General features: G+C 27.8%; 25 protein-coding genes and 2 riboswitches. Of the genes, 12 read left to right on the forward strand and 13 right to left on the reverse strand.

What is annotated here, in order from left to right:
- Window positions 1-10: 10 nt before the first annotated feature.
- Genes NON08_RS01770 through polA form a run of 5 tightly spaced genes read right to left on the reverse strand, consistent with a single transcriptional unit; the run spans window position 11 to window position 6,759 of the window.
- Window positions 11-1,555, reverse strand: coding sequence for an Eco57I restriction-modification methylase domain-containing protein (locus NON08_RS01770; protein WP_256689817.1), 1,545 nt, complete (start codon window positions 1,553-1,555; stop codon window positions 11-13).
- Window positions 1,556-2,236: a segregation and condensation protein A gene (locus tag NON08_RS01775; RefSeq protein ID WP_256689818.1), complete on the reverse strand. Its 681-nt coding sequence runs from the start codon at window positions 2,234-2,236 to the stop codon at window positions 1,556-1,558.
- On the reverse strand, window positions 2,211-3,170 hold the full coding sequence (locus NON08_RS01780) for a bifunctional riboflavin kinase/FAD synthetase (RefSeq protein ID WP_256689819.1): 960 nt from the start codon (window positions 3,168-3,170) through the stop codon (window positions 2,211-2,213). Before NON08_RS01780 ends, NON08_RS01775 begins: the two co-directional genes overlap by 26 nt.
- Window positions 3,171-3,180: 10 nt before the next feature.
- On the reverse strand, window positions 3,181-4,083 hold the full coding sequence (gene whiA, locus NON08_RS01785; protein WP_256689820.1) for a DNA-binding protein WhiA: 903 nt from the start codon (window positions 4,081-4,083) through the stop codon (window positions 3,181-3,183).
- Window positions 4,084-4,092: 9 nt separating this feature from the next.
- On the reverse strand, window positions 4,093-6,759 hold the full coding sequence (gene polA / locus NON08_RS01790) for a DNA polymerase I (protein WP_256689821.1): 2,667 nt from the start codon (window positions 6,757-6,759) through the stop codon (window positions 4,093-4,095).
- Window positions 6,760-6,906: 147 nt separating this feature from the next.
- Here polA and NON08_RS01795 point away from each other — a divergent pair, with 147 nt between their 5' ends.
- The 7 genes from NON08_RS01795 to NON08_RS01825 all read left to right on the forward strand — a co-directional run bounded on the left by NON08_RS01795 (window position 6,907) and on the right by NON08_RS01825 (window position 12,322).
- On the forward strand, window positions 6,907-7,332 hold the full coding sequence (locus tag NON08_RS01795) for a single-stranded DNA-binding protein (protein WP_023052160.1): 426 nt from the start codon (window positions 6,907-6,909) through the stop codon (window positions 7,330-7,332).
- A 15-nt stretch (window positions 7,333-7,347) separates the two neighbouring features.
- Window positions 7,348-7,436, forward strand: a riboswitch (TPP riboswitch).
- 90 nt (window positions 7,437-7,526) lie between these two features.
- The gene (tenA, locus tag NON08_RS01800) at window positions 7,527-8,180 is read left to right on the forward strand and encodes a thiaminase II (RefSeq protein WP_256689822.1); all 654 of its coding nucleotides are present in this window, start codon (window positions 7,527-7,529) and stop codon (window positions 8,178-8,180) included.
- Between the two features lies 1 nt (window position 8,181).
- Window positions 8,182-8,898, forward strand: coding sequence for an ATP-binding cassette domain-containing protein (locus NON08_RS01805; protein ID WP_256689823.1), 717 nt, complete (start codon window positions 8,182-8,184; stop codon window positions 8,896-8,898).
- Complete coding sequence (locus NON08_RS01810; protein WP_256689824.1) at window positions 8,885-9,625, forward strand: ABC transporter permease; 741 nt, start codon at window positions 8,885-8,887, stop codon at window positions 9,623-9,625. The genes NON08_RS01805 and NON08_RS01810 overlap by 14 nt, the downstream gene beginning before the upstream one ends.
- Window positions 9,622-10,596 (forward strand): ABC transporter substrate-binding protein, encoded by a 975-nt coding sequence (locus tag NON08_RS01815; RefSeq protein WP_256689825.1) that lies wholly within the window; start codon window positions 9,622-9,624, stop codon window positions 10,594-10,596. The genes NON08_RS01810 and NON08_RS01815 overlap by 4 nt, the downstream gene beginning before the upstream one ends.
- A 50-nt stretch (window positions 10,597-10,646) precedes the next feature.
- Entirely contained in the window at window positions 10,647-11,990 is a 1,344-nt protein-coding gene (locus NON08_RS01820; protein ID WP_256689826.1) for an MATE family efflux transporter, read from the forward strand.
- A 2-nt stretch (window positions 11,991-11,992) separates the two neighbouring features.
- Window positions 11,993-12,322 carry an arsenate reductase family protein gene (locus NON08_RS01825; RefSeq protein ID WP_256689827.1) on the forward strand — a complete coding sequence of 110 codons (330 nt, stop codon included), beginning with the start codon at window positions 11,993-11,995 and terminating at the stop codon, window positions 12,320-12,322.
- A gap of 45 nt (window positions 12,323-12,367) precedes the next feature.
- Here the strand turns inward: NON08_RS01825 and NON08_RS01830 are convergent, their stop codons facing one another.
- Window positions 12,368-13,207 carry a WYL domain-containing protein gene (locus NON08_RS01830; protein ID WP_023052167.1) on the reverse strand — a complete coding sequence of 280 codons (840 nt, stop codon included), beginning with the start codon at window positions 13,205-13,207 and terminating at the stop codon, window positions 12,368-12,370.
- A 113-nt stretch (window positions 13,208-13,320) separates the two neighbouring features.
- Here NON08_RS01830 and NON08_RS01835 point away from each other — a divergent pair, with 113 nt between their 5' ends.
- The 3 genes from NON08_RS01835 (at window position 13,321) to NON08_RS01845 (ending at window position 16,393) form a co-directional block, all read left to right on the forward strand.
- A complete protein-coding gene (locus NON08_RS01835; RefSeq protein ID WP_023052168.1) occupies window positions 13,321-14,115 on the forward strand; it encodes a MurR/RpiR family transcriptional regulator in 795 nt (264 codons plus the stop codon).
- A 127-nt stretch (window positions 14,116-14,242) separates the two neighbouring features.
- Entirely contained in the window at window positions 14,243-15,736 is a 1,494-nt protein-coding gene (locus tag NON08_RS01840) for a PTS transporter subunit EIIC (RefSeq protein WP_040406447.1), read from the forward strand.
- Between the two features lie 9 nt (window positions 15,737-15,745).
- The gene (locus NON08_RS01845; protein ID WP_256689828.1) at window positions 15,746-16,393 is read left to right on the forward strand and encodes an N-acetylmannosamine-6-phosphate 2-epimerase; all 648 of its coding nucleotides are present in this window, start codon (window positions 15,746-15,748) and stop codon (window positions 16,391-16,393) included.
- Window positions 16,394-16,408: 15 nt separating this feature from the next.
- On the opposite strand, the gene NON08_RS01850 is transcribed toward NON08_RS01845, so the two are convergent.
- From NON08_RS01850 to NON08_RS01870, 5 genes are all read right to left on the reverse strand, one after another.
- Complete coding sequence (locus NON08_RS01850; RefSeq protein WP_256689829.1) at window positions 16,409-17,569, reverse strand: pyridoxal phosphate-dependent aminotransferase; 1,161 nt, start codon at window positions 17,567-17,569, stop codon at window positions 16,409-16,411.
- Between the two features lie 14 nt (window positions 17,570-17,583).
- The gene (locus NON08_RS01855) at window positions 17,584-18,567 is read right to left on the reverse strand and encodes an aspartate-semialdehyde dehydrogenase (RefSeq protein WP_256689830.1); all 984 of its coding nucleotides are present in this window, start codon (window positions 18,565-18,567) and stop codon (window positions 17,584-17,586) included.
- A 13-nt stretch (window positions 18,568-18,580) separates the two neighbouring features.
- Window positions 18,581-19,783: an aspartate kinase gene (locus NON08_RS01860; RefSeq protein ID WP_185891313.1), complete on the reverse strand. Its 1,203-nt coding sequence runs from the start codon at window positions 19,781-19,783 to the stop codon at window positions 18,581-18,583.
- A 97-nt stretch (window positions 19,784-19,880) separates the two neighbouring features.
- Window positions 19,881-20,055, reverse strand: a riboswitch (Lysine riboswitch).
- 37 nt (window positions 20,056-20,092) lie between these two features.
- Window positions 20,093-21,295, reverse strand: a complete 1,203-nt coding sequence (locus tag NON08_RS01865) for an argininosuccinate synthase (RefSeq protein ID WP_256689831.1) — start codon at window positions 21,293-21,295, stop codon at window positions 20,093-20,095.
- A 10-nt stretch (window positions 21,296-21,305) separates the two neighbouring features.
- Window positions 21,306-22,019 (reverse strand): basic amino acid ABC transporter substrate-binding protein, encoded by a 714-nt coding sequence (locus NON08_RS01870; RefSeq protein ID WP_256689832.1) that lies wholly within the window; start codon window positions 22,017-22,019, stop codon window positions 21,306-21,308.
- A gap of 341 nt (window positions 22,020-22,360) precedes the next feature.
- Here NON08_RS01870 and NON08_RS01875 point away from each other — a divergent pair, with 341 nt between their 5' ends.
- Window positions 22,361-23,479: an SLC13 family permease gene (locus tag NON08_RS01875; RefSeq protein ID WP_256689833.1), complete on the forward strand. Its 1,119-nt coding sequence runs from the start codon at window positions 22,361-22,363 to the stop codon at window positions 23,477-23,479.
- A gap of 31 nt (window positions 23,480-23,510) precedes the next feature.
- Here NON08_RS01875 and NON08_RS01880 read toward each other — a convergent pair whose 3' ends face one another.
- Complete coding sequence (locus tag NON08_RS01880) at window positions 23,511-24,488, reverse strand: MBL fold metallo-hydrolase (RefSeq protein WP_256689834.1); 978 nt, start codon at window positions 24,486-24,488, stop codon at window positions 23,511-23,513.
- Window positions 24,489-24,603: 115 nt separating this feature from the next.
- Here NON08_RS01880 and NON08_RS01885 point away from each other — a divergent pair, with 115 nt between their 5' ends.
- The gene (locus NON08_RS01885; RefSeq protein WP_256689835.1) at window positions 24,604-24,759 is read left to right on the forward strand and encodes a hypothetical protein; all 156 of its coding nucleotides are present in this window, start codon (window positions 24,604-24,606) and stop codon (window positions 24,757-24,759) included.
- Window positions 24,760-24,800: 41 nt separating this feature from the next.
- Here NON08_RS01885 and NON08_RS01890 read toward each other — a convergent pair whose 3' ends face one another.
- Entirely contained in the window at window positions 24,801-25,736 is a 936-nt protein-coding gene (locus NON08_RS01890) for an NAD(P)/FAD-dependent oxidoreductase (protein WP_256689836.1), read from the reverse strand.
- Between the last annotated feature and the right edge of the window lie 92 nt (window positions 25,737-25,828).

Here is a 25,828-nt window from a genome sequence, read left to right on the forward strand (position 1 = left end):
AGGTGAGAAGCTAAATTAGCTCCTCACCTATATTTTTTATATTCATCAACTCACAAAAATAAGCATCTATTTCTCTCTGAATTTCTTCATTGAAATTTTCAATCTGTTTTTTTACCAAATCAGCTATATAATTTATTTCATTTTCATTAATCGGATAATACATTGGACACTCTTTTAAAGGAGTTGAATAAAACTCTAAATTTTTGCCCTTTTTTTTTCCTATATAATTAAACCAAGAAAAAAAGACTTTCGAGTTTAAATATCCTAAGATATAATGCAAGTTTATATTATCATTTTTTTGTGTTAAATAATATATATCTGCACTCCCATAAAATTCTTTTTCTGTATAGGCAAAATTATTTGTCTTGCATCTTTGTCTAACAACTATTTTAGGCTTTAAAAATATTTCCTCATCTCTAGCCCATTGTAACTCCCACCAATTTATTCTGCTATTAACAACTTCTCTTCTTAAAGATAATTTATTTTTAAACTCTATTAAATAATTAGATATCTCTTCATTTAATTTTGATTTACTATTTAAATACATTATCCAAAATGGTGGTTCTTCAGAAACCCTATATTTCCCAATATCTTTATTTTTATAAAAAGGTTTCAAGTATTTTTTAAACTCCTCTTTGTATTCATCAAAAACAAATACTTTATCCGCTCCACTAACTATTCCTTGATTAACATTTAATAATTCTCCAAGTGTAACATTACTTTTATCTCTTATTTTTTTTATATTCTCTTTCCAAAACGGGGGAATTAAAGTAACTTTTGTATGCTCTTCAGCAAAAATATTCTCTTGTTCAATCAAATATTCTATTCCATCATCATTTATTAACACATCAGAGTTTTTTTTGTTTTTTTGCCAATAAAAAATAATATTATGCTGACCAATAGCATCTTTAAAAATAGAGTAACTATAATTCTCTATTCTAAAAAAGTCTCCTTCTTTTTTTAATTTTTCTCTCAATCCCTCTGCACTATCTGCTTTTAACCAATAATTAGTAGTTAAATAAACAAGAATTCCATTTTCTTTTAAAATATCTATTCCTTTTTCTATAAAAAAATAAAAATAATCCATCTTTGGCTTATAATATTTTTTCCCAAAATTAGTTTCTTTTATAGTTTGAAATATTTCTTTATGATTTTTTTCTCCTAAATATGGTGGATTACCTATAACTATATCATATTTTTCATAAATATCTTCGTATAGTGAATCACATTTTTTTAAGTTTAACTTTCCGCATACTCCATATTTAAAGAAAAGAGCCAAAGCTCTTTTCTCAAAGTTTTTTAATGCATTTAAATCTATATCAAACCCTGTTATCCACTTCTCACTATATTTATATTCTCCATAAATATCTTTAGACATTTTTATTAATTCTTCTAATATTCCTAATAAAAGATTTCCTGAACCACAGGAGATATCTATTATTTTTATATTTAGAAAATTTTCCTTCGGAACCTTTTCTAAATATCTGCCTAAAGCAATCTTTCCCATGGTTATTGCATATTCCTCTGGTGTATATATTTTATAATTATATTCCACTTAACCCCTCCTAAAGAGCCTTAAGTTACCTTCACCCTCTATCAATATAATTCCATCTCTGTATAAGTCTAAAACAGCTAAAAATATATAAACTAAATGGGTTCTATTTTCAGCTCTTCTAAATAGATCAACTACTTCTTTTTCTGAAGAGTATAAAATAACCTTTATCCTATCCATCTCTTCTTTTAGTGAATATCTTTTTTCTACTTCGATCTCTAAAAACTCTTCACTTTTAGGTAAATATTTAACATAACTATTAAACATATCTTGAAGTTTCAGTGTTGTTAAATCAAATTCTTTTGGAATATTTTTAGTTATTTTTCGCCCTTCTTTTCTTGTATAAGATATATTATATTCACATTCTATTTGAGATATCACTTGTGCAACTTCTTTAAATACTTTATAATCTTCAAGTCTTCTTTTTAAATCCTTTTCTTTTTCTTCTTCTTTTTCTATACTTAAAATTGATACCGCTTTTATCTCTAAAAGTTCTGAAGCGATCTCTAAAAATTCAACTTTTATACTCAAATTATCAGTTTGAGCTGTTTCTATAAATTGAAGGTATTCATCTATTATCTGAGATATTTTTATTTCAGATATCCTCATCTTCTTTTTCTCTATTAGATGCAACAAAAGATCTAAAGGCCCTTCAAAATTATCTATTTTTAACACTATCTCCATTTTCTTTTCCCTTAACCTTCTCTCTCCAATTTAAAACATCGTTTTTTATTGTTTCTTTTAATTCTTCCATAGAATTAAATTTTTTTTCCTGTCTTAAAAATTCTATTAAAGAAACATATATTTTTTTCCCATAAATATCTTTATCAAAATCTAATATATGAACTTCTATACTTCTTTCATCTGGTTTCAATGTAGGATTTTTACCTATATTAATAACTGCATGCCACGGATCTTTTTCTCCCTCAATTTTAACTTTACCTCCATATATTCCAAAAGGAGGATATATTTTATTTAATATTTTTAAATTAGCTGTAGGAAAACCCATAATTCTACCAAACTTTCTTCCATGAATAACTTCACCTATAATTAAAAATGGTTGTCCTAAACATCTATTTGCAATATCCAAATTACCTGTTGCCAGCATTTCTCTTATAAATGTAGAACTTATAATTTGCTCTTTAATCCGAACTGGTTCTATTATATTTGTAATAATTCCATAACGCTTTCCCAATTGCTTTAAATTCTCTACTGTTCCTTTACCACCTTTTCCAAAAGAAAAATTGAATCCTACATATATCTCTTTCGTTTTTAATATTTTCGCTAAAACTTTTTCTACGAAGCCCTCTGGAGTCATACTAGAAAATTCTTCTGTAAAGGGTTGTAATATTAAATAATCAACTCCTAAAGATTTTATTACATGTATTTTTTCCTCTAAAGAACTAATTAATTTTGGAGCTTTAACTCGATTTGTAATTTCCATTGGATGATTTAAGAAAGTAAATACAGCTGATTTTCCATTTGTTTCTTTAGCTTTTTTAACCGCTTGAGAAATTAATTCTCTATGCCCCATATGAATTCCATCAAAAGCTCCAATCGCTACATAAATATTTTCAAATCTTTCCTTAGTTAGCAAAATATCTTCTATTATTTTCATAGTACTCCCCTTATACTTCCCTTTCTCTTTCTAAAAGTTCATTATGTATTTCTTCTAATCTTCTAAATCTATTTCTAATTCCAGATTTAGATATTCCTATTATTTCTGCTAACTCTTGTAAAGATGCCTCTGGATTTTCTAATCTTAAAAAAGCTATTTCTTCTAAGACTGGACTTAACTCATTTAGCCCAATTTTACGCCCTATTAAATTTATCATTTTTATTTGTTTCCTAGCTGTATCCAAAGTTTTTGTCTCATTTGCAACTTCCCAATTCATTTCTCTTATAGTTTTATTTTTCAAATCCTTTATCATAGTTGTTTCTTCATAATTATAAAATTCTCTCATAGAACCTATTAAAACTATTATATCCATAATATCTTCAGCATTTCTCATATATACAAGAGGTTTATTTCTTTTTATTGTCTTATAAACTTTTTTTTCCATTTTCATTAAAAGTTCATACAATTCTTCAGCTAACTCTTCACTATCAACAAAAAAATCTAACGCATACTCTTTTTCTGGAGATTTTATATATCCACATCCTAAAAACATACCTCTTATAAAACCTTTTTCTATTTTTTCATTTATCAATTCTTTTTTTGAACTATAATCTCTTAATTTTTCAATAAATTTTTTTATCCCTGGTTGTGATGGTAATGTTATTGCATAACTATTATGTTCTCCAAATTTTTTACTTTTTGAAAATTTTATAAATATCTTTAAATTTGTTAGATTTTTTAACATAGAGTATATTCTTTCTGCTATCTCTTTATTTTCCAATTTTAACTCTATACTATTTTCGTTAATAGCATGTTTTAATAAGAGTATCGCTCTTATCTCGGCGTATTTTTCATCTTCATTCAAGTCGCAACGATGAAGTATTTCATTTTTAACTTTATAAGTATACGACACAATCTCCTCCTACTTTGTTTCAGCCCAATTCTGTCCTATAGAGCTATTTACTTCTAATTTAACTTTAGAGAATTGAATACTTTCTCTCATTATTTTTTCTATTTTTTCTTTATATTCTAAAACCTTTTCTTTTTCCACCTCAAATATCAATTCGTCATGAACTTGAAGTAACATGTGTATATCTTTTTTATCTTTTAATAAATCATATAAATTTATCATAACCTTTTTTAAAACTTCAGCAGCAGTTCCCTGAATTACTGTATTTACAGCCATTCTTTCTGCTTGATTTTTTATAACTCTATTTTTTGAGTTGATTCCTTCTATTATTCTTTTTCTCTTAAAATATGTCTCAACATATCCATGTTCTTCAGCATATTCAATTATCTCTTTTTCTAAATGCTTAACTGCTGGGTACTGTTCAAAATATCTTGTTATATAATCTGAAGCTTCTTTTGGTGTTATTTTTAATTCTTGAGATAATCCAAAAGCTGTCTTACCATATATTATACTAAAGTTTACTGTTTTAGCAGCATCTCTTTGCTCTCTTGTCACTAAAGCATCTTCTGATAAGTCAAAGATTTTTCTAGCTGTTAAACTATGTAAATCTAAATTCTCAGAGTATGCTTCTATTAAATTTGTATCCTGTGATATTTCAGCTAAAACTCTTAATTCTATTTGAGAATAATCTATTCCCAATAAAACAGAACCATCCTTAGCTATAAATCCTGCTCTTATTTTCATTCCCTCTTCAGTTCTCACTGGAATATTTTGAAGATTTGGGTCTGATGATGATAATCTTCCTGTTGCCGTACCTGTTTGATTAAAAGTTGTATGTAATCTATTATTTTCATCAACCATTCTTGGAAGAGGATCCACATAAGTTGATTTTAATTTACTTAATTTTCTAAACTCTAAAATAGATTTAGCTATTTCATACCCTTGTTCAGCTAATTTTTCTAAAACCTCACTGTCAGTTGAAAATCCTGTTTTAGTTTTTTTCACTGGGGGAATATTTAAATTAATAAATAAAACCTCACCTAATTGTTTTGGAGAATTGATATTAAATTCCCCTTCTGCTTCTTCATATATTTTTTTTGTTAACTCATCTATTCTGCTCTCTAGCTCTAAGCTATATTTAGAGAAGTATTCTGGTGATATTTTTATCCCTTCAATCTCCATATCAGCTAATACTCTAATCAAAGGCATCTCTGTTTCTTTTAAAACATTGTATAGATTATTATTTTCCAACTCTTTTACAAGCTCTGGATAAGCAACAAGCATTCCCCTTGTTCTTTTTGTAAGAAACCTTCCATAATCTTCAGTAGATACATCCTCTATTTTTGTTTTTCCAAAAACTTCATTATACTTTTCTACATCATCTTCTATAACATTTCTTAACATTACCTCAATCTCTTCTCTAGTTTGAGATGTTAATAAATGATAAGCTAACATTGTATCAAAATCCATATTTTTTACAAAATATCCATGTCTCAAAAAGTTTTTAAAGCCATATGATATAAATTTATTGTTAGAATTTAAAACTTCTTTAAAAGAATTTTTACTCTCTTCATCTTTTAATGGCAAAAAGTAATCTTTATTTTTTAAAGATACTGCTACGCCTTTTTCTCCCCAATAAATAGCTATTTCACTATCTGAGTTTAACTTTTCTTTTATTTTAACTCCTTCTAATACAAAGAATCCTTTTTCTTCAAGTATTTCAGGTGCTCCTTGAAAACTAAATAATCCTAGTTGCATTCCATTTTGTGAAGCTGGTTGAGCTATAACTTGACTTTGTCCATCTTCTAAATTCATTTTTTTTATTAGAGATTTAAATTCTAATGTTTTAAAAAGTTCTAAAAGTTTTTTATCATCTTTTTTATACTCTAACTCATCTGCCTTCACGCCTAAGTTCAATAGTTCAATAGTTGCTAACTCACGACTTATAAAAGCTAACTCTCTATCTTCAATTAAATTATTTACTAAAGATTTTCCTATTCCAGGAAGCTCAGTCAAAGAATCTATATTCTCATAAATCCCTTCTAAATTTCCATATTTTTCTAGCATCGGGATAGCTTTTTTAGAACCAATTTTTCTTACACCTGGAATTCCATCACTTGTATCTCCAATTAATCCAAATAAATCTGGAATCATTTTTGGTTTTACTCCAAGCTGTTCAATAACATCCTCTTCAGTTGATAGTATTTTCAGTCCTCCACCATCACCTTTTCCTAAAAGAGCGATATTCACATGTGAATCTAAAATCTGAGATAAATCTTTATCCCCTGTTATTATATAAGATTCAATACCTTTAGCTCCTAACTCTTTAGCCAAGCTTCCTAATACATCATCTGCCTCATATCCATCTATCTTAAATTTTTTTATTCCAAAACAATCTAAAAGTTCCTCTATTCTAGGTATTTGAGCTACTAAATCCTCTGGCGCTGCATCTCTTTGAGCTTTATATTCTTTATATATTTCACTTCTTTTTAAAGTGGCTCTTTTTACATCAAAAGCAGCTCCTATATAATCAGGATTTAATTGATTTATAATACTCATAAGAGTATTAACAAATCCATATACCGCTCCTGTTGGTTCATTTTTAGTTCTAAAATTTAAATTTCCATAAAAAGCTCTATACATTATTGCACTCACATCTAATAAAACTGCTTTTTTCATTTTTTTCCCCTTTCTACAATTTACATTTTTCATAATATTATACCATATTCAATACCTTAGTTAAAAAAATTATTTTATAAATAAATATTATTTTTTTTATTTTTCTGTTATAATCTCTGTGTATAAACTAAAATATAGGAGGTATTTATGAATCTAGTCGTATTAATTGGACGTTTAACTAGAGATCCTGAACTTAAATTTGGTCAAAGCGGAAAAGCATACTCAAGATTTAGTTTAGCAGTTGACAGACCTTTTTCTAAAGGAGAAGCTGACTTTATTAACTGTGTTGCTTTTGGAAAAACAGCTGAACTTATCGGTGAATACTTAAGAAAAGGTAGAAAAGTTGCTGTTAATGGTAGACTTCAAATGAATAGATATGAGGTAAACGGAGAAAAAAGAACAAGTTATGACGTACTTGTTGAAAGCATGGAATTTGTTGAAGGAAGAGGAGAAGCATCTGCACCATCTGATTTTGCTCCAACGCCATCTTATTCAGCACCTAAAGTTGCTGAGCAATCTTCTAATGATGACTTTGGTGGATCATCTTTTGATGAAGATGAGTTTCCATTCTAATAATTAAATAATATTTTAAACTACTAGGGGTGCCCTTTGGCTGAGACTTACCCTTAGAACCTGATCTAGTTAATACTAGCGTAGGGAAGTAGTTAATTATCACTTTTATTTTATAATTGTGTATATAAAGCTATTTTCCTATTTTTTGGAAGATAGCTTTTTTTATTTATATAAATTTTTACAGGAGGTTTTTTATGTTTTCAAAAGAGTTATACAAAAGTGCAAAAGAAATTTGGAATAGCTACTACACCCATCCATTTGTAAGAGGAATCGGTGAGGGTTCTCTAGAAAAAGATAAATTTAAATTCTATATTATCCAAGATTATATCTACCTTCTTGATTATGCAAAACTTTTTGCATTAGGTGTTATAAAAAGTAAAAATGAAAGTGATATGAAAAAATTTGCTGCACTTACAGATGGAATTCTAAATTCTGAAATGGGAATACACAGAGTTTATATGAAAAAATTAGGAATTACTGAACTAGATATTGCATCAGAAAAACCAACTCTTGATAATACTTCATATACTAGTTACATGCTCTCGGTAGCTCACTGTGGTGATATAAAAGAAGTGGCTGTTGCTGCTCTTTCTTGTATGTGGAGTTATGAAATGATTGGTTTGAAGTTAAAAGAACTCTATGGTTCTAGCGATGAATTCTATGGTGAATGGATTGAATGTTACTCTTCTTCTAGATACAAAGAGTTAACTAATTGGAATATTGAGCTAGTTGAAAAATATTGCCAAAATATTTCAGCAGAAGAAAAAGAACATTTAAAAACAATTTTTATTAATTGTAGTATTTACGAGTATAAATTTTGGGATATGTCTTATAAGGAGTCTTTTTAACATGAATATGCTTGAAGTAAAAAATTTAACTTTTAAATACGATAATCATAACTTTATTTTAGACAATCTTTCATTTAATATAAAACATAATGAACTAATTAGTATAGTAGGTGGAAGTGGGTGTGGAAAATCAACACTCATAAAAATATTAGCAGGAATTGAAAAAAATTTTAATGGCACTGTTCAGTTAAAAAGTATATCTTATATGCCACAATCAAATACTCTTTTGCCATGGAGAACTATTTTAGAAAATATACTTTTACCAATTGAAATAAAAAAAGGAAATAAAAAGATAGAAAAAGGAAAAGCCATCTCTCTCCTAAAACGTTTTGATTTATTAGAATATTCAGATAGTTATCCTAAAGAGCTTTCTGGAGGAATGAAACAGCGTATCTCGCTTATTCGTACATTAATGAGTGGTGGAGACTTGCTTCTCTTAGACGAACCTTTTTCAGCTTTAGATGCTATAACTAGAGAGGATTTACAAAATTGGCTTTTAAATCTAATATCAACACTTAAAAAAAGTATGATTTTTATCACTCATGATATTGATGAAGCAATCTTTCTATCTCATAGAATTTTTGTTTGTTCAAAAAAACCTCTTTCTAAATTTAAAGAGTTTTTAGTTCCTGAAAATATAACTCTTGAAAAAAAAATACATCTGAGAAAAGAGATTCTTTCTATTATTAAAGGAGATAACTTTTATGAAAAAAATTAATTTTTCTCTAATCTCTCTTTTTTCATTTTTTATACTATGGGAAGTTCTAGGAAGATATATTAATAAAGGTTATATTCTTCCTACTCCTTTAAATATATTAAAAAAAATCTGGATTCTCAAAGAAAGTCTTTTCTTTATACATTTACCAGCTACACTCAATATTGCAGTGATTTCTTTAATATTAACTATTTTATTAGGTCTATTTTTAGCTATCTCTATGGATTTTAGTCATATAGTATACAGTTGTATCCATCCTTTAATTATAACTAGCCAAACTATTCCTATTACTGCTCTAGCTCCTATTTTTATCTTATGGTTTGGTTACTCCATTTGGAGTAAAGTTGTGGTTGCTGTAATTATATCTTTTTTCCCAGTTACAATAACTATATATAACGGTTTACAAAATGTAGAAAAAGATGAGATTAATTATTTTAAAAGTCTTAAAGCAAGTAAAACACAAATTTTTTTAAAGTTAAAATTGCCTAGAGCCCTTCCCAATTTTTTTTCAGCTCTTAAAATGAGTATTCCTCTTGTTTTAATTGGAGCAGCTATTGGAGAATGGTTAGGCGCTACATCTGGTCTTGGATATTTTAGTAAAAGAATGATGTCTCAATTAGATGGTGCTGGAGTTTTTGCACCTATAGTTATTATATCTTTACTTGCTATAACTTTAGTACAAATTATAACTATATTCGAAAATATAATATTACATTGGAGGAGCAAATGAAAAAAATACTTACTGTTTTAATACTTGTTACTTTATTACTAAGTTGCAATTCAAAAAAAGAGGATAATTTAAAAGAAGTTTCTATAATTTTAGATTGGTATCCTAATGCTGTACACTCTTTTCTTTACACAGCTGTTGAAAAAGGATATTTTAAAGATGAAGGAATAAAATTAAACATAATTTACCCCTCTTCACCTAGTGATTCTTTAACTTTGCCTGCTGCAAAAAAAGCTGATATAGGAATCTCTTATTTAAATAGTGTCATTATGGCAAGAGCTAATGAAAACGTTCCTATAAAATCTTTTGGTGCAATACTCCAAAGATCCGTTAATACAGTTATATCTTTAAAAGAAAAAAATATAACTTCTCCAAAAGATTTTCAAAATAAAATTGCAGGTACTAGTGGTGGAGTTCTTTCTGAAACGTATTTAAAATCAATGATGATTTCTCAAAATTTAGATCCTAACTCTCTTAAAATTACTGATGTAGGATTTGAACTTCTAACATCTATGATTACAAATCAAGTTGATTTTACAATTGGAAATATGATTAATCATGAAGTTCCTGTTATTAAAGAGAAAGGTATAGATATAAACTATTTTTTAATTGATAACTTTGGAATTCCTCAAGCATACGAACTTATTTTAGTTGCTAATGATGAACTTTTAAACCAAAATAAAGATACTTATACAAAAGTTCTAAAAGCTATGCAAAAAGGATTTGAAGATGTTAAGAACAATCCTAGTGAATCTTTAAATCTTCTTCTTTCAAAACAAGCTGTTGATCAATTTCCACTAAGTGAAACTGTAGAAAAGGAAAGTTTAGAAATTTTACTACCAATAATGGAAACACCTCAAAATAAATTTTTAACTCAAACTAAGAAAATTTGGGAAAATAATGTTAATTGGTTATACGAAAATGGTATCATTCAAAAAAAACTTCCAGCTGAAAATTTTATATATCAATTTTAAATTTTTTAATATATAATACCCTTTAGAAATAAATTTTTGGAGGGATTATTTTGAAACAAATTCGCTCTCTTTGGAGAGAAAATAGAAGTGAAATTCTATCTATTTTTACTATTGCTTTACCTACTATTGTAGATATGTTTGTGCAAACACTACTTGGATTTTTTGATTTAATTATGGTTGGACGATTAGGTCCAGAAGCTATTGCTTCTGTCGGTTTAGGAACTGCTCCAATTTTAACTGTTATTCCAATATTTTTCGCAATCAGTGTTGGAACTACAGCTATGGTCAGTCGTGCATTTGGAGCTAAAAATTATAATGAAGCTAAAGAGGGGATGAGTCAAAGTTTAATCTTAGGAGTTCCTGCAGCTTTCATCGTTACTTTTATCTTTATTATTTTCGGTAAAAATATCCTTGGAATTATTAGTAAAAACCAACCTATAACAGATGCTTTAAATTATTTAAAAGTTGTTTCTTTAGGAATTCCTTTTTTGTGCTTTAACATTATTTTTTCATATGGATTTAGATCTATTAACAAAGCTAAAATTCCAATGATTAATAATACAATTAGTATTTTTTCAAATATATTACTTAATTATATCTTTATCTTTGTTTTAAATCTTGGAGTTTTTGGTGCTGGAGTAGCTACAACAATATCTAGAGGAATAGTTACTTTAATATTTTCATTCTTAATAATATATAAAAAAAATTATTGTATTGCATTAAGTAAAAAAGATTTTAAAATAAATAAAGAGATTTGTAGACGGCTTTTAAAAGTTGGATTACCCTCTGCTGGAGAACAAGGAATATTTAGAATTGGGATGCTTATTTTTGAAGCTATGGTTATAAACTTAGGAACACTTCAATACGCAGCACATAAAATAGCTTTAACTGCAGAGTCTTTCTCCTTCAATTTAGGACTTGGATTCTCTGTTGCTGGTACTGCTCTTGTTGGACAGCACTTAGGAGCAAAACAGTATCAAGAAGCGAAAAAAGCTGGCTATTTAAACATGTTTTTAGCTATGGGAGTTATGACTGCATTTGGATTTATTTTTATGATTTTTCCAAAATTTGTAATTTCAATGTTTACAAAGGAACAATCTATAGTTCCTATGGCAAGTTCTGCCCTTAGAATCGTATCTATCGCTCAGCCTATTTTAGCGGTTTCAATGGTTTTAAGTGGTGCTTTAAGAGGAGCTGGAGATACTAAATCTGTTCTTTGGATTACATCTATTGGTGTATTTTTAGTTAGAATTCCACTTACATATCTATTCTTATATATATTTAACTTTGGTTTAAATGGTGCTTGGATGGTAATGATTGTAGATTTAACATATCGTGGGTTAGCGTGTTTGTATAGATTTAGACAAGGAAAATGGAGGTATATTGAAGTATAATTATGATAATACAAATTTTTGGAAAAAAGAGCTGTAACGAAACTAAAAAAGTTCAACGATTTTTTAAAGAAAGAGGAATTAAAACTCAATTTATTGATTTACTTGAGAAAGCTCCCTCAAAAAAAGAGTTTGAAAATTTCTTAAAATACTATGATTTAAATGACTTTTTAGATATTGAAGGAAAAGAGTATAAAAAAAGAAACCTAGAATATATGGTTTATGACACAATGGATTTGCTTCTAGAGAGTCCTATTCTTTTTAAAACTCCTATTATTAGATCAGATAAGGGTGTTATTTTAGGATATAATCCCGAAAAATTAAAAAATATATAATAAAAAATCCTCATTAAAGAAACTATCTTCGATGAGGATTTTTTATTACTCATATTTAATTAAGGCTTTTCTATACTTCTCTTTAAACCACTCTCTTAAATCTTGTGGTTCTAATATTTCAACTTCATCTAAAAAAAAACTAAAATATCTTTTTGCTTTTTCATGTGAACATTCTAATATATACTCATCTTTATCGATTTTTATAACTTGTGGTCTATTTGTTTCTATTTCATTAAATATCTTTTTTCCACCTGTTGTTAATTTAATCTTAATATATTGTCCAAAAGATATAAAAGGATCAAAATTATCTTTCATTTTATCTATAAACTCTTTATCTCTTAGCTTAAAAGATGTATTTTTTATATAAATTGATTTTATATATTTAATCTTATAGTTTTTCCATTTTCCTTCTCTCAAATTATAACAAAATAGATAATTCATAACCTCTAGCTTAGAACTTTCAATCAAATATGGTTCAACTTCAATATTTTTTTCATCTCGAAAAACTATCTTGATTGTTCTTTTCTCTTTTATTGAATAATTTATTCTTTCAACTATCTCTTTAAATAAAAAACATTCTCTCTTTTTCTTTCCTAAACTAGCATATTCAATTAAAATTTCTCTAAAGAACTCTGATTCATTTTGAATATTATTTTCCTCTAAAAAATTATAATATCCTTCTAAGTTTTTTTTATTTAAATTAAATTGAATAACTGAAGTTTCTCCTTTATAAGGATAAATAAATTTCTTCTCTTGGTTTTCCTTTATTTTTTCTGCATATATATAATTTAATAACGTATTTTTTTTTATAAAAAATTCCTCAATATCATTTTCTAAAATCTCAACTATTTTTCTAGGTAAAGTCACTCTTATTTTTTTTTCCATATTTCACCCCAATGAAATCGTTATCTAGTGGCTATTATATCATGAAAATAACTATTTTTTTATAAATTTATTTATGATATAGTTATAATATAAATATTCTAGGAGGTTTTACTTTGGATATCGTATATGAAATAAAACAAAGGTATAACAGTTTTTCCCAAAAAGAAAAAGATATCGCTAATTATATACTCAAACATAAAGATAATATTGAAAATATATCAATCACCAACCTTTCAAAAGCAACGGGAGCATCTACCTCTACAATAACTAGATTTTCTAAAAAAATTAATTGCGATAGTTTTGTTCAAATGAAAATTAAGTTAAATACAACTTTTAATAACCCTCTTCCTAAAGAAAATGATCTTTTCTCAGCTGTTCATAACTATTATACAGAGGTAATCGAAAAAACAAACCAATTAATCAATAAAAAACTTATTTTAAAAGTTGTTGAAGAGATAAAAAAAGCTAAAAGAATTTACATATATGGGGTAGGAAGCTCTGGACTTACTGCACATGAATTTATGCAAAGACTTTTAAGAATGGGATTTAACGTTTCTAGTATCACTGATTCTCATATGATGATTATAAATAGTGCTATTGTTTCAGCTGATGATCTTGTTATTGGAATATCTATTTCTGGTGAAACAAAAGAGATTGTGGATTCTTTAAGAGTTTCTCAAAAAAATGGTGCCCATACAATTGGAGTTACAAGTTTTCCTAATAGTTCCATAAAAAAATTTTCCAACGATTTAATTTTGATTTGTGCTTCAGATTTTATTCATAAAAGAGATTTTATTAACACTCAATTCTCAACTATGTATCTTTTTGACCTAATCTCTACAATTCTTTTATCTAACAAGGATTTAAGAAAAAAAATGCAATTAACAATTGAAGCAATTTTAAAATAAACAGCTTAAAAGCTGTTTTTTTGTTGTAATTTTAATATTTATGTGATATATTCATACTATAATTAATGAAAATTATTTTCATATATGTATATTTATATGAAAATAATTTATGCAACAGGAGGTTACTATGTTTAAAAATTTACAAAAAATTGGTAAATCATTCATGCTTCCAATAGCTATTTTACCAGCTGCTGGATTGCTTTTAGGAATTGGAGGAGCTCTTTCAAACGCAAACACTGTCAATGCTTATCCTTTCTTAAATATACCAATTCTACAAGGTATTTTACAAGTTATGTCTGCTTCTGGAGAAGTTATTTTTGCTAATCTAGCTCTTATTATGTGTATTGGACTTGCTATTGGATTAGCTAAAAAAGATAAAGGAACAGCTGGTTTAGCTGGTGCTGTAGCTTTTTTAGTTATGAATGCTTCTATTAAAGGATTAATTACAGCATTTAAACCTGAAGTAGGGTCTATCGACACAGGTGTTGTTGGAGCTATTGTTATAGGTTCTTTAGTAGCTTACCTACATAATAAATATAGCAATATTAAACTGCCTGCTGTTCTTGGTTTCTTTGGTGGATCAAGATTTGTTCCTATTGTTTCTTCTTTTGCAGCAATTGGAATCGGTATAATATTTTTCTTAACATGGCCAACATTCCAAGGATGGCTAACATCTGCTGGAAAGTCGATTGCTAGTTTAGGAATTTTTGGAACTTTCCTTTATGGTTTTCTTTTAAGACTAAGTGGAGCTGTTGGACTACATCACATGATTTATCCTTTATTCTGGTATACTGAGCTTGGTGGAACTGCTCAAGTTGCTGGAAAAACTATTGTTGGAGCTCAGAATATTTTCTTTGCTCAATTAGCTGATCCTAATCATACTGGTCTATTTACTGAGGGAACTAGATTTTTTGCTGGACGTTTTGCTACTATGATGTTTGGTCTTCCAGCTGCTTGTTTAGCTATGTACCATTGTACACCTCTAAATAAAAGAAAACTTGTTGGTGGATTATTTTTAGGAGCTGCAATTACATCTTTTATCACAGGAATTACAGAACCTATCGAATTTATGTTTTTATTTGTTGCTCCTTGGTTATATGGAGTTCATGCATTCTTTGATGGTTTATCTTTTCTTGTAGCTGATTTATTAAATATATCTATTGGAAATACATTCTCTGGAGGTTTAATAGACTTTACTCTTTTTGGTGTTCTACAAGGAAATGAAGCGACTAATTGGATGTATGTTTTAATAATTGGAGCGATTTGGTTTGCTCTGTATTATTTTTCTTTTGTATTCTTAATTAAGCGTTTCAACATTGCAACTCCTGGTAGAGAGGGAGATGATGAAGAGATTAAAATAGTAACTAAAGATTCTCTTTTTGAAACATCTAAAGAAGTTTTAGCTGCTCTTGGTGGAAAAGAAAATATTGATGATGTTGATGCTTGTATAACAAGACTTAGAGTATCTGTTAAAGATGTATCTAAAGTTGACAAAGCTAAATTAAAAAGTCTTGGTGCAACTGGAGTTTTAGAAGTACAAGGTGGGATTCAAGCTATTTTTGGAGCTATGGCTGATCCTATTAAACAAAAAATAAATGAGATTATAGAAAATAACAACTAGGAGGATTTTATGAAAAGAGGTCTTATTGTATCATGTCAAGCACTAGAAAACGAACCTTTACACAGTTCATTTATAATGGGCAGAATGGCTGTTGCTGCTCAAATAGGAGGAGCTGTTGGAATTAGAGCAAATGGAGTAGAAGATATTCTTGAAATAAAAAAAGTAGTTGATTTACCAATCATTGGTATCATAAAAAAAGATTATGAGAATATGGTTTCTTATATTACTCCCACTGAAAAAGAGTTAGAAGCACTTATTGCTACTGATATTGATGTCATTGCTCTTGATGCTACTATAAATGCTGATTTAAATCTTTTAAAGTCTTTAAAAGTTAAATATCCTAACCAAAAATTTATGGCTGATATATCTACTACTGAAGAGGGAGTTCGTGCAGAAAAATTAGGTTTTGATTATATTGGAACAACTTTAGTTGGATACACTGAACAGTCTAAAGGCTTAAATAACTTTGATGTTCTTAAAGAGTTAATATCAAAATGTAAAACTCCTATAATTGCTGAAGGAAATTTTGACACTCCAGAGAAATCAAAATTAGCAATGGAATTAGGATCTTATGCTGTTGTTGTTGGTGGTGCTATCACTAGACCTCAACTTATTACTAAAAAATTTGCTGATGAAGTAAATAAAGTTAAATTTTAATAAAAAAGATAGAGTTTATTCTCTATCTTTTTTATTTACAAAATTAATAAATCTATCTATTGCTTCATTTAAAATTTCTTCATCTTTTACTAAAGAAATTCTTATATAATTATCCATTCCAAAGGCTATTCCAGGAACAACTGCAACTCTTTCCTCTTCTAAAAGACTCTTAGCAAAATCTAAAGAGTTTAATTTTGTAATTCCATCTAAGGATACAAAAATATAGATTGCTCCTTTTGGTTTTATAACAGATATTTGTTTTTCTTTTAACTTTTTATATACACTTTCAGCTCTTTTCTTATAAATTTCAACTTGTGAAGATATATCTTTACACTCTTTTAAAGCTATTAGTGCTCCTTTTTGAGAAATTATACTCGCTGATGTTACTGCATATTGATGTACCTTTACCAAATACTCTCTCATTTTTTTACTTGCTATTATATATCCTATTCTCCAACCAGTTAAAGAATGTGATTTTGAAAAACCATTAATTAAAATAACATTTTCTCTATATCCATCTTGTAAAAAGCTATTATGTTCACCCTCAAATATAATTTCACTATAAACCTCATCGCTTATTATATACAAATGATTCTCTTTAACAAATTTTAATATCTCATCTCTATTTTTTCTAGATATAGTTATACCTGATGGATTTGATGGATAATTTAAAATGATAGCTTTCGTCTGAGGAGTCACATATTTTTTTAAAACATCAACAGTCAATTCAAAATTGTCACTTGATGTATCCATTTTTATTAACTTAGCTCCAGCTAATGTTATTAATGGCTCATACCCTGGATAAACAGGTAAAGGAGTTAAAACCTCATCTCCTGGCATAATTATAGTCTTTATTGCTGTTGATAATCCTTCTGTACTACCAACAGTTATAATTATTTCATCTGGCTCTATATTTAAACTATATCTTTCTTTATAATATCTTCCAATCTCTTCTCTTAACTCAACCATACCACCTAACTGTGGATAACCTAATTTAGCATCTTTCATGTACCCAATAGTTTCATCTATTATTATTTTAGGTTGTGGTAAATCTGGTTCTCCTATTGTTAGATTAATCAGTGGCTTTTCACCCCCTTCATATTCCCTACAAGCTTCTGCTATCTTTCTTATAACAGATATCTCAATTTTATCTAAATTTGGATTTACTTTTAGCATATTTTCTCCTCTAGTTATTTTTTCATTAAAATTTCTGCAATTTGCACTGCATTTGTTGCTGCTCCTTTTCTAATATTATCAGCTACAACCCATAAATTTAATCCTTTTTCTATGCTAAAATCTTTTCTTAAACGCCCCACATAAACTTCATCCGTTCCATTAGCTTGAGTAGCTAATGGGTATCTATTATTTTTCACATCATCTTCAAGCACAATGCCTTTTGTTTCTCTAAATTTTGCTTTTAGTTCTTCTAAGTTCGCTTCTCTTTCTAACTCAACATTTATTGATATAGAATGTCCATTTAAAACTGGTACTCTAACACATGTTGCAGTTATTGGAAGATTTTTTTTATTTAAAATTTTACGAGTTTCATTTATCATTTTTTCTTCCTCTTTAGTATATCCATTCTCTAAAAAAGAATCTATATGTGGTAAACAATTATTAACTATTGGATGAGGATATGTTTTTGGTTCTTCTCCTTTTAATCCTCTTTGTAAATCCTCTATTCCTTTTATTCCACTTCCCGATACAGCTTGGTATGTTGAATACACAACTCTTTTTATACCATATAGCTCATCTATTATTTTTAATGGAACAACTGATTGAATCGTTGAACAATTTGGGTTAGCTATTATACCATTATTTTTAAATATATCCTCTGGATTTACTTCTGGTACTACTAGTGGAACATTTTCGTCCATTCTCCAAGCACTACTATTATCAACTACTATTACACCTTTTTCACTTGCAATTGGAGCAAATTTCTTACTAATATCTCCTCCTGCTGAAAATAGTGCTATATCTATCTCTCTATCAAAACTATTTTCTGTAAGCTCCTCTATCACTAAAGTTTTCCCTTTAAAAATAACCTCTTTTCCAGCTGAACGAGCCGAAGCAAAAAGATATAAATTTTTTATTGGCAAATCTCTCTCCTCTAGAACTTTTAAAAAAGTTCCACCTACCAATCCGCTTGCTCCTACTATTGCTATATTATACATTTTAGTCCCTCCATTATATTGAAAATACTTCTGCTAATTTTTCTACTACTTTTATTGTATCAGATTCTTTTATAATTAACGAGATTGAAATTTCTGATGTAGTACATTGATAAAATGATGAATCAATCTCTGCTAATACTTCAAAAACTTTTGCTGCTACGCCAAAATTACTTATCATTCCTATTCCTACTAAAGATATTTTTACAACTCCTGTTCTTTTTGTAACCTCTATATCTGGAATCTCCTTAGCAATCTCCTCTAATGATCTATTTAAAAAGTGCTCATCTGTCAAAGGACAAGTAAATCCTATACTTCCCTTAACGTTTTCAACTTCATTTTGTGATATCATATCAACATTAACACTATGCTTAGCTAAATTATTAAAAATGATTGCTACATTTTTAGGAATTGCTAAAAAGTTTTCTAAATTTACCATTATAACATTTTTATTTATAGATATTCCTGTTACAGCTTTTTTTTCAATTATTTCACTATTATCACATATATATGTTCCTGTTTCAACTCCTAAAGTTTGTCCAACGTAAATCTTAACACCATATTTTTTCCCTATTTCAACTGCTCTAGTCTCCATTACTCCTGCACCTAAATTTGCCATCTCCATCATCTCCTCGTATGAAATTTTTTCAAGTTTTTTAGCATTTTTATAAACTCTAGGGTCTACACCATATATTCCTGTAACATCTGTATATATCTCGCAATCGCACTTTAATGCTGCAGCTAAGGCAACAGCACTCGTATCAGATCCACCTCTTCCTAATGTTGTTATATCGCCATCTTCATTTACCCCTTGAAATCCAGCAACAATTACAATTTTTCCATCTTTTAAATGCTTTTCTATTCTATCAATTTTTATGCTTTCGATTTTATTTTTAGTATGTGTTCCACCTGTTCTTATCCCTGCTTGAGCACCAGTTAAAGAGATAGCCTTACATCCAATTTCTTTTAATGCCATACTTAAAAGAGAGATTGATTTTTGCTCTCCTGTTGATAATAATGAATCAAGTTCTCTTACATCTGGAGTTTCTGAAATCTCTTTAGCTAATTTTATCAACTCATCTGTTGTTTTTCCCATAGCTGAAACTACAATTACAATTTCATCACCATATTTATAGTTTTTAGATATATCTTTAGCTATATCTTTTATTTTTTCTATTGTTGCAACTGAGCTTCCCCCAAATTTTTTTACTACTCTCATTAGTTCCTCCTTAGATGATTTTAATAATAAAAAAAGCGATAGTCAAAAAAATAACCATCGCTTAAAACTCTCATTTCAACTATGTTAGCTTAAAATAATCCACGATAGCACAACACCAATTTGGTGACAGTTACATAAATATTCTTTATGTACCCAGCTTAAATTTTTTAGTAGAAAAACTTAAACTTCGGCAAATTTTCCTTTTAACAAACATCTTTGATCTACTAATCTCAGTTTATTTACTAATAAAATTTGCAACCTCTATCAAAATATTAATTTAAGGCAGAATATCATATTTTTTTTCAAATGTCAAAAGTTTTTTCTTAAAAGTGCTTCTATTTTAATCGGTAATCCAAAAAGATTTATAAATCCTTCTGCATCTTTTTGATTATAAACACTATCTTTTTCAAAAGTTGAATATTCCTCTGAATATAGTGTAAATGGAGATGTCGTTCCTGCTAAAATAATATTTCCTTTATATAATTTTAGCTTTACTTCCCCCGTCACGAACTCTTGAGTTATGTCTACAAAAGCTGTTATAGCTTTTCTTAAAGTTGTAAACCATTGCCCATTATAGACTAATTTTGAAAAATCATGTGATAGTTTTATTTTTTCTTGATACGTATCTTTATCTAAGCACAATCTTTCTAACTCTTCATGAGCAAAAAATAAAATCGTTCCTCCTGGAGTTTCATAAACTCCTCTTGATTTCATTCCAACCAATCTATTTTCAACCATATCTAAAACACCAATTCCATGATTTCCACCAATTTTATTTAATTGTTTTATAATTTCTACTCCACTCATTTTTTCTCCATTTATTGCAACAGGAACTCCCTTTATAAATTCAATGCTTATGTACTCAGATTTTTCATTTGCTGCTTCTAGAGTCTTAACCCATTGTAAAACATTCTCATAGTTAGGCTCTTTTGAAGGACATTCTAAGTCAAACCCCTCATGACTTACATGAAATAAATTCTCATCTCTACTATAAGGAGATTTTTTATGAAACGGAAGTGTAATTCCATTTTTCTCTAGATATTCAATCTCTTCCTCTCTTGATTTAATATCCCAAATTCTCCAAGGAGCTATTATTTTCAAAGATGGATCCAAAGCTTTTATAGCTAATTCAAATCTTACTTGATCATTTCCCTTACCCGTTGCTCCATGAGCTATATATTTCGTCCCTTCTATATGGGCCACCTCAACTAAAGCTTTTCCAATAACTGGTCTTGCCATTGATGTTCCTAGCAAATATTTATTTTCATAAATAGCACCTGCTTTTAATGTTGGAAATATATATTCTTCTACAAATTCATGAACTTTATCTACCAAATAAAATTTACTTGCACCTGTTAAATATGCTTTTTCTTCAATTGCTTTAAAATCCTCTGTTTGTCCTACGTTTACTGCCACTGCAATAACTTCATAGTCATAATTCTCCTTCAACCATGGAATTATAACTGATGTATCTAATCCTCCTGAATATGCTAAAATAACCTTTTCCTTCATCTCTCTCCTCCTAATTAAAATGTTTTATTATTAATTCATCATAAATACCCTCTGCTTTTATCTCTTCCAAAGCTTTATTTACTTTTTTAATAAGATTTTCATTATTTTTTTCTGCTGCTATTGCATATTTTTCAACTTCACTATCTATTTCTATTATTTTTAAACCTTTATTTTTTGCCACATAACTTTGAGCTGGAGCTGAATCTAATATCATTGCATCAATATTTCCACCTTTTAAAGCCATAATAGAAGATGGTGCTGAATTGTACTGAACTTTGTTAACTCCTTGAATTTTAGATACTATTAAGTCCCCTGTGTATCCAAGTACCACTCCTACTTTTTTATTTTTTAATGAATCCATATTGATTATAGTACCTTCATTTTCTGGAACTATAATAACTTGATTAGCTACAAAGTAATCATTTGAAAAATTTACAAACTTCTCTCTTTCTTTTGTTACTGTCATTCCTGCAATTATTAAATCTATTTTATTTGTTTGAAGTGCTGGCAATAATCCATCAAAAGCTATATTCTTTATTTTTATCTCTTTTCCAATTTTTTCACCAATTTTATTTATTAAATCAATATCAAATCCTATAATCTCCCCATTTTCCATATACTCAAAAGGTGCAAACTCAGCATTTGTTCCAACATATAATACTTCTTTTGATAATACAATTGCTCCCATTAAAATAAATAATAAAATTCCTAATATTTTTTTCATAATATCCTCCTAAATATTTTTTTGTATAAAAAAAGCCAGTGCTTTAAAACACTGACTCAAATAATATAAATCTATAGAATAATAAAAAAATTAAACTATAATAAAATACCTGAGATTGCTTTCTTGGCACACAAAAATTCTATTCTTTTTGTTATAGTTATTATGTGTCCTTAAAACTCTTCTCATAGTCATTTTATTTCCTCCTATTTTTTTATTTGAAATGATAATAGCAAATTTAATCCCTTATTGTCAAACTTTTTTTCAAATTTTATAAAATAAATTGCTGAATTTTTTTAAAAATACTATAATAATACTAAAATAAAAGAAAATAGAGGTATTTTATGAACTTAAACAAATTTTTACTCATTAATCTTTTTAGTAAATTAAAATCAGAATCTCTTTTTTTAATAGCAACTTTTTTTGCTATTATCACAAGTTTTATTATTCTTCCTAAGTTTTCATATATTGATACACATGTATTAATGATTCTTTTTAACCTAATGGTTGTAGTAGAACTTTATAAAAAAGAAAATGTTTTGGATTTTATAGCTATTAACTTTTTAAAAAAATATAATAGTCAAAGAATTATATGTGCTGCATTAATTATTTTAGTTTTTTTCTTTAGCATGTTTCTAACTAATGATGTTGCTCTTATAACTTTTATTCCATTAACTATTATAATTGGAAAGAAATCTAATTTTTCAACTTTAAAAATAATTATTTTAGAAACTATTGCAGCCAACTTAGGAAGTGCACTAACTCCTATGGGGAGTCCTCAAAATATCTATTTATATTCTAAATTTGCTCCAACTCCAATTGAATTTTTTAAAATTACTTTTGGTATATCTACCATTGGCCTTGTTATTTTATTACTTGTTAATTTTTTTACCTCTAAAGAGGAGTTAATTTTTGAACTTGAAACTCCTATATTCAAAAAAAATATCAATGTTTTTGTTTCAACAGCTATATTTTTCTCGGTTTTGTTAAGTATATTCTTTAAACTTCCAATTATTTATATCACAATTTTTAATATTGGGTATTTAACTTATAAAAAAGAAAATATTTTTCAAAAAATAGATTGGATTCTTTTAGCTACTTTTATTAGCTTTTTCATTTTTGTTGGAAACTTATCAAATATTGAATTAATAAGATCCTGGATGTTTAATTTATTATCTGAATCAACACAAGTTTATTTCACAGGAATTATTCTAAGTCAATTTATAAGTAATGTTCCTGCTGCAATTTTAATATCTGAATTTACAACTAAATGGAAACCTCTTTTACTAGGAGTTAATATCGGTGGTCTTGGAACTTTGATTGCTTCTTTAGCTAGTTTAATCTCATATAAACTTTATATTAGTGAATTTCCAGAAGAAAAAAGAAAGTTTTTCATTCTTTTTTCCATTTTAAATTTTTCTATTTTAATTCTTATGGGAAGCTTATTTGCATTCTTTATTTAAATAAAAAAACTAGCCTTAAGGCTAGTTTTTTTTAAAATTCTAATGATTCTCCTTGAGTTGGAAAATAATACTTTATACCATGTATATTATTCTTTAATAGTTCTTTTTTTATATTCTCTCTCGTATTTTCACTCTTTTTTAAACTAGGTTTTATATGAGTTATAACCACATTTAATCCCTTTAATGTTCCCTTACCTGAATATTTTTCTAAAACCTTAAACTCTTCATTTATCCATCTTGGTGATAGATGCCCAAATAGACCTTTATCATCTTTAGAGTTATCAAAGGATGATTCTATCATTATCGCTTTCAGTTTTTTATCTTTTATCAAAGGCCCTAAAACTTTAAAACTCTCCTCTAACCTATTACTTTTTTCCACTTTATCTGGTCCTACATCTCCATAATATACTATAAATTCACCGTTATTTTCCAATAAAAACATTGTTGATTCATAATTGCTATGACTTAACGGAAATGCAGCAACCTTTAAATTTGTACCATTTAGATCTTTAATTTTATTTGGTTCTAATACCTGATATTTATACTGATTTAATTTAAATCCCTCACCTTCATTTGAAAAATTTGGCCAAAGTTTCCAATTAAATACATTGTTTTTTAAAGTTTCAATTGTACTATTCAATCCATAAATATCCTTTGTAGTGTCTTCTGTTGATGATATTACTAATCCTGATATATGATCTAAATGTCCATGAGATATCAGATATCCTTTTATTTTCTCTCTAAAAATATATCCAATATCACTCCACTCTGTATCTTGAGGTATAGTTATATTCTTAAAACTCTCTTTTTCTAATCCTCTTTTTATTCCAGGAAGTACTGTTCCTGCATCTAAAGCTATAAAATTTTCATCATTTTTATCTCTTATAAGATATCCAGAAATATTTCCATCCATTACTCCACCGTCACTTCCCAAAGTAATAATTTGAAACCCTTCAGCATAAGATACTAATGATGAAATAAAAAAAATTGTTGATAATAATTTTTTCACTAAATCCCTCCAAAATATTATTAATAAAAATAGTATAAATTTATTTTAACATTATTAAAGGAAATTTTAAACCTAATAAGAAGAATATATCAAAGAAATTAAAGAGGTGATTTTTATGTCAAAATGTTGTAATAAATCTAAAGTTGAACTTCCTAAAACATGTGTGTGTTCTACTGAAAAAAAAGAAACTCCTCCTGCTCCAGATATATTAGATCCAAATGTTGAAGCTGAAGCAAGTGAAGTTAGAAATGAAGATGATAAGGAAAAATAATAATCAAACAATATAAAAAAGGAGCTTGAAAGCTCCCTTTTTTATATTGTTTTTAAATAGTTAGATGCATTTATTCCCGCTATTGTTCCATCTGAAACAGCTGTTGCTACCTGTCTTATATCTTTACTACAAATATCTCCAGCTGCAAATACTCCTTCAATATTAGTTTTCATTTTACTATCTGTTTTTATATATCCATTTTCTAAATCTATATTTTTATAATTTTCTGTATTAGGAATTGCACCTGCATATACAAATATTCCTGCCCCTTTACATTCAATCTCTTTTTTATTTTTTGTTTTTTCATCTGTTATTTCTATGCTTTCAATTTCATCTTTTCCATTTATTTTTGTTAATCTAGAGTGCAAATATAATTTTACATTCTCTAACTTTTCTAATTTATTTTTAAATTCTGCTATTGTTCCTAATACCTCTTCAAAGTGTATTATTGATAACTCTTTTGCAAATTGTGCCAGATAAATTGCTTCTTTTATAGCACCATCAGCACCTCCAACTACAAATATATTTTTTCCCACATAGTTTTTTCCTTCTTTCCAAGGATTCGAACATATGCCTTTCCCAACTAATTCATTCTCTCCTAAAGCTCCCAATTTTCTTGGTGTTGTTCCATTTGCTAAAACTATTACTCTCGTAAAATATACCTCACCTGATTTTGTTATCACTTTTTTCAATAAATTTTCTGTATCTAAGTTTAAAACTTCTTGTTTTAAAACCTCTATATTATATACTTTTAATTGCTTTTCTAGTTTTTCTTTAAATGATTCACCAGTTTCATAATTATCTACAGATAAATAGTGTGTCACTGAAGAAACTTTTCCAATTGTCCCTCCAATTTCATTTTTTTCTAAAATTATAGGATTGTATCCACGACTTGCAATATATACTGCTGCACTAACTCCTGCAGGTCCACCTCCAATTACTATTGCATCATAGATTTTTTTTGTTTCATTTACCATTTTCAACACTTCCTTATTAGCTGTTTTATAAAAATTTATAATATCTATAATTATTTATATCACTTTTTGAACTTGTAGTCAACTTTTTGTTG

Origin of the sequence: Cetobacterium sp. NK01 (assembly GCF_024506395.1) — a bacterium.
In the GTDB taxonomy this organism is placed as follows: Bacteria; Fusobacteriota; Fusobacteriia; order Fusobacteriales; family Fusobacteriaceae; genus Cetobacterium_A; species Cetobacterium_A somerae_A.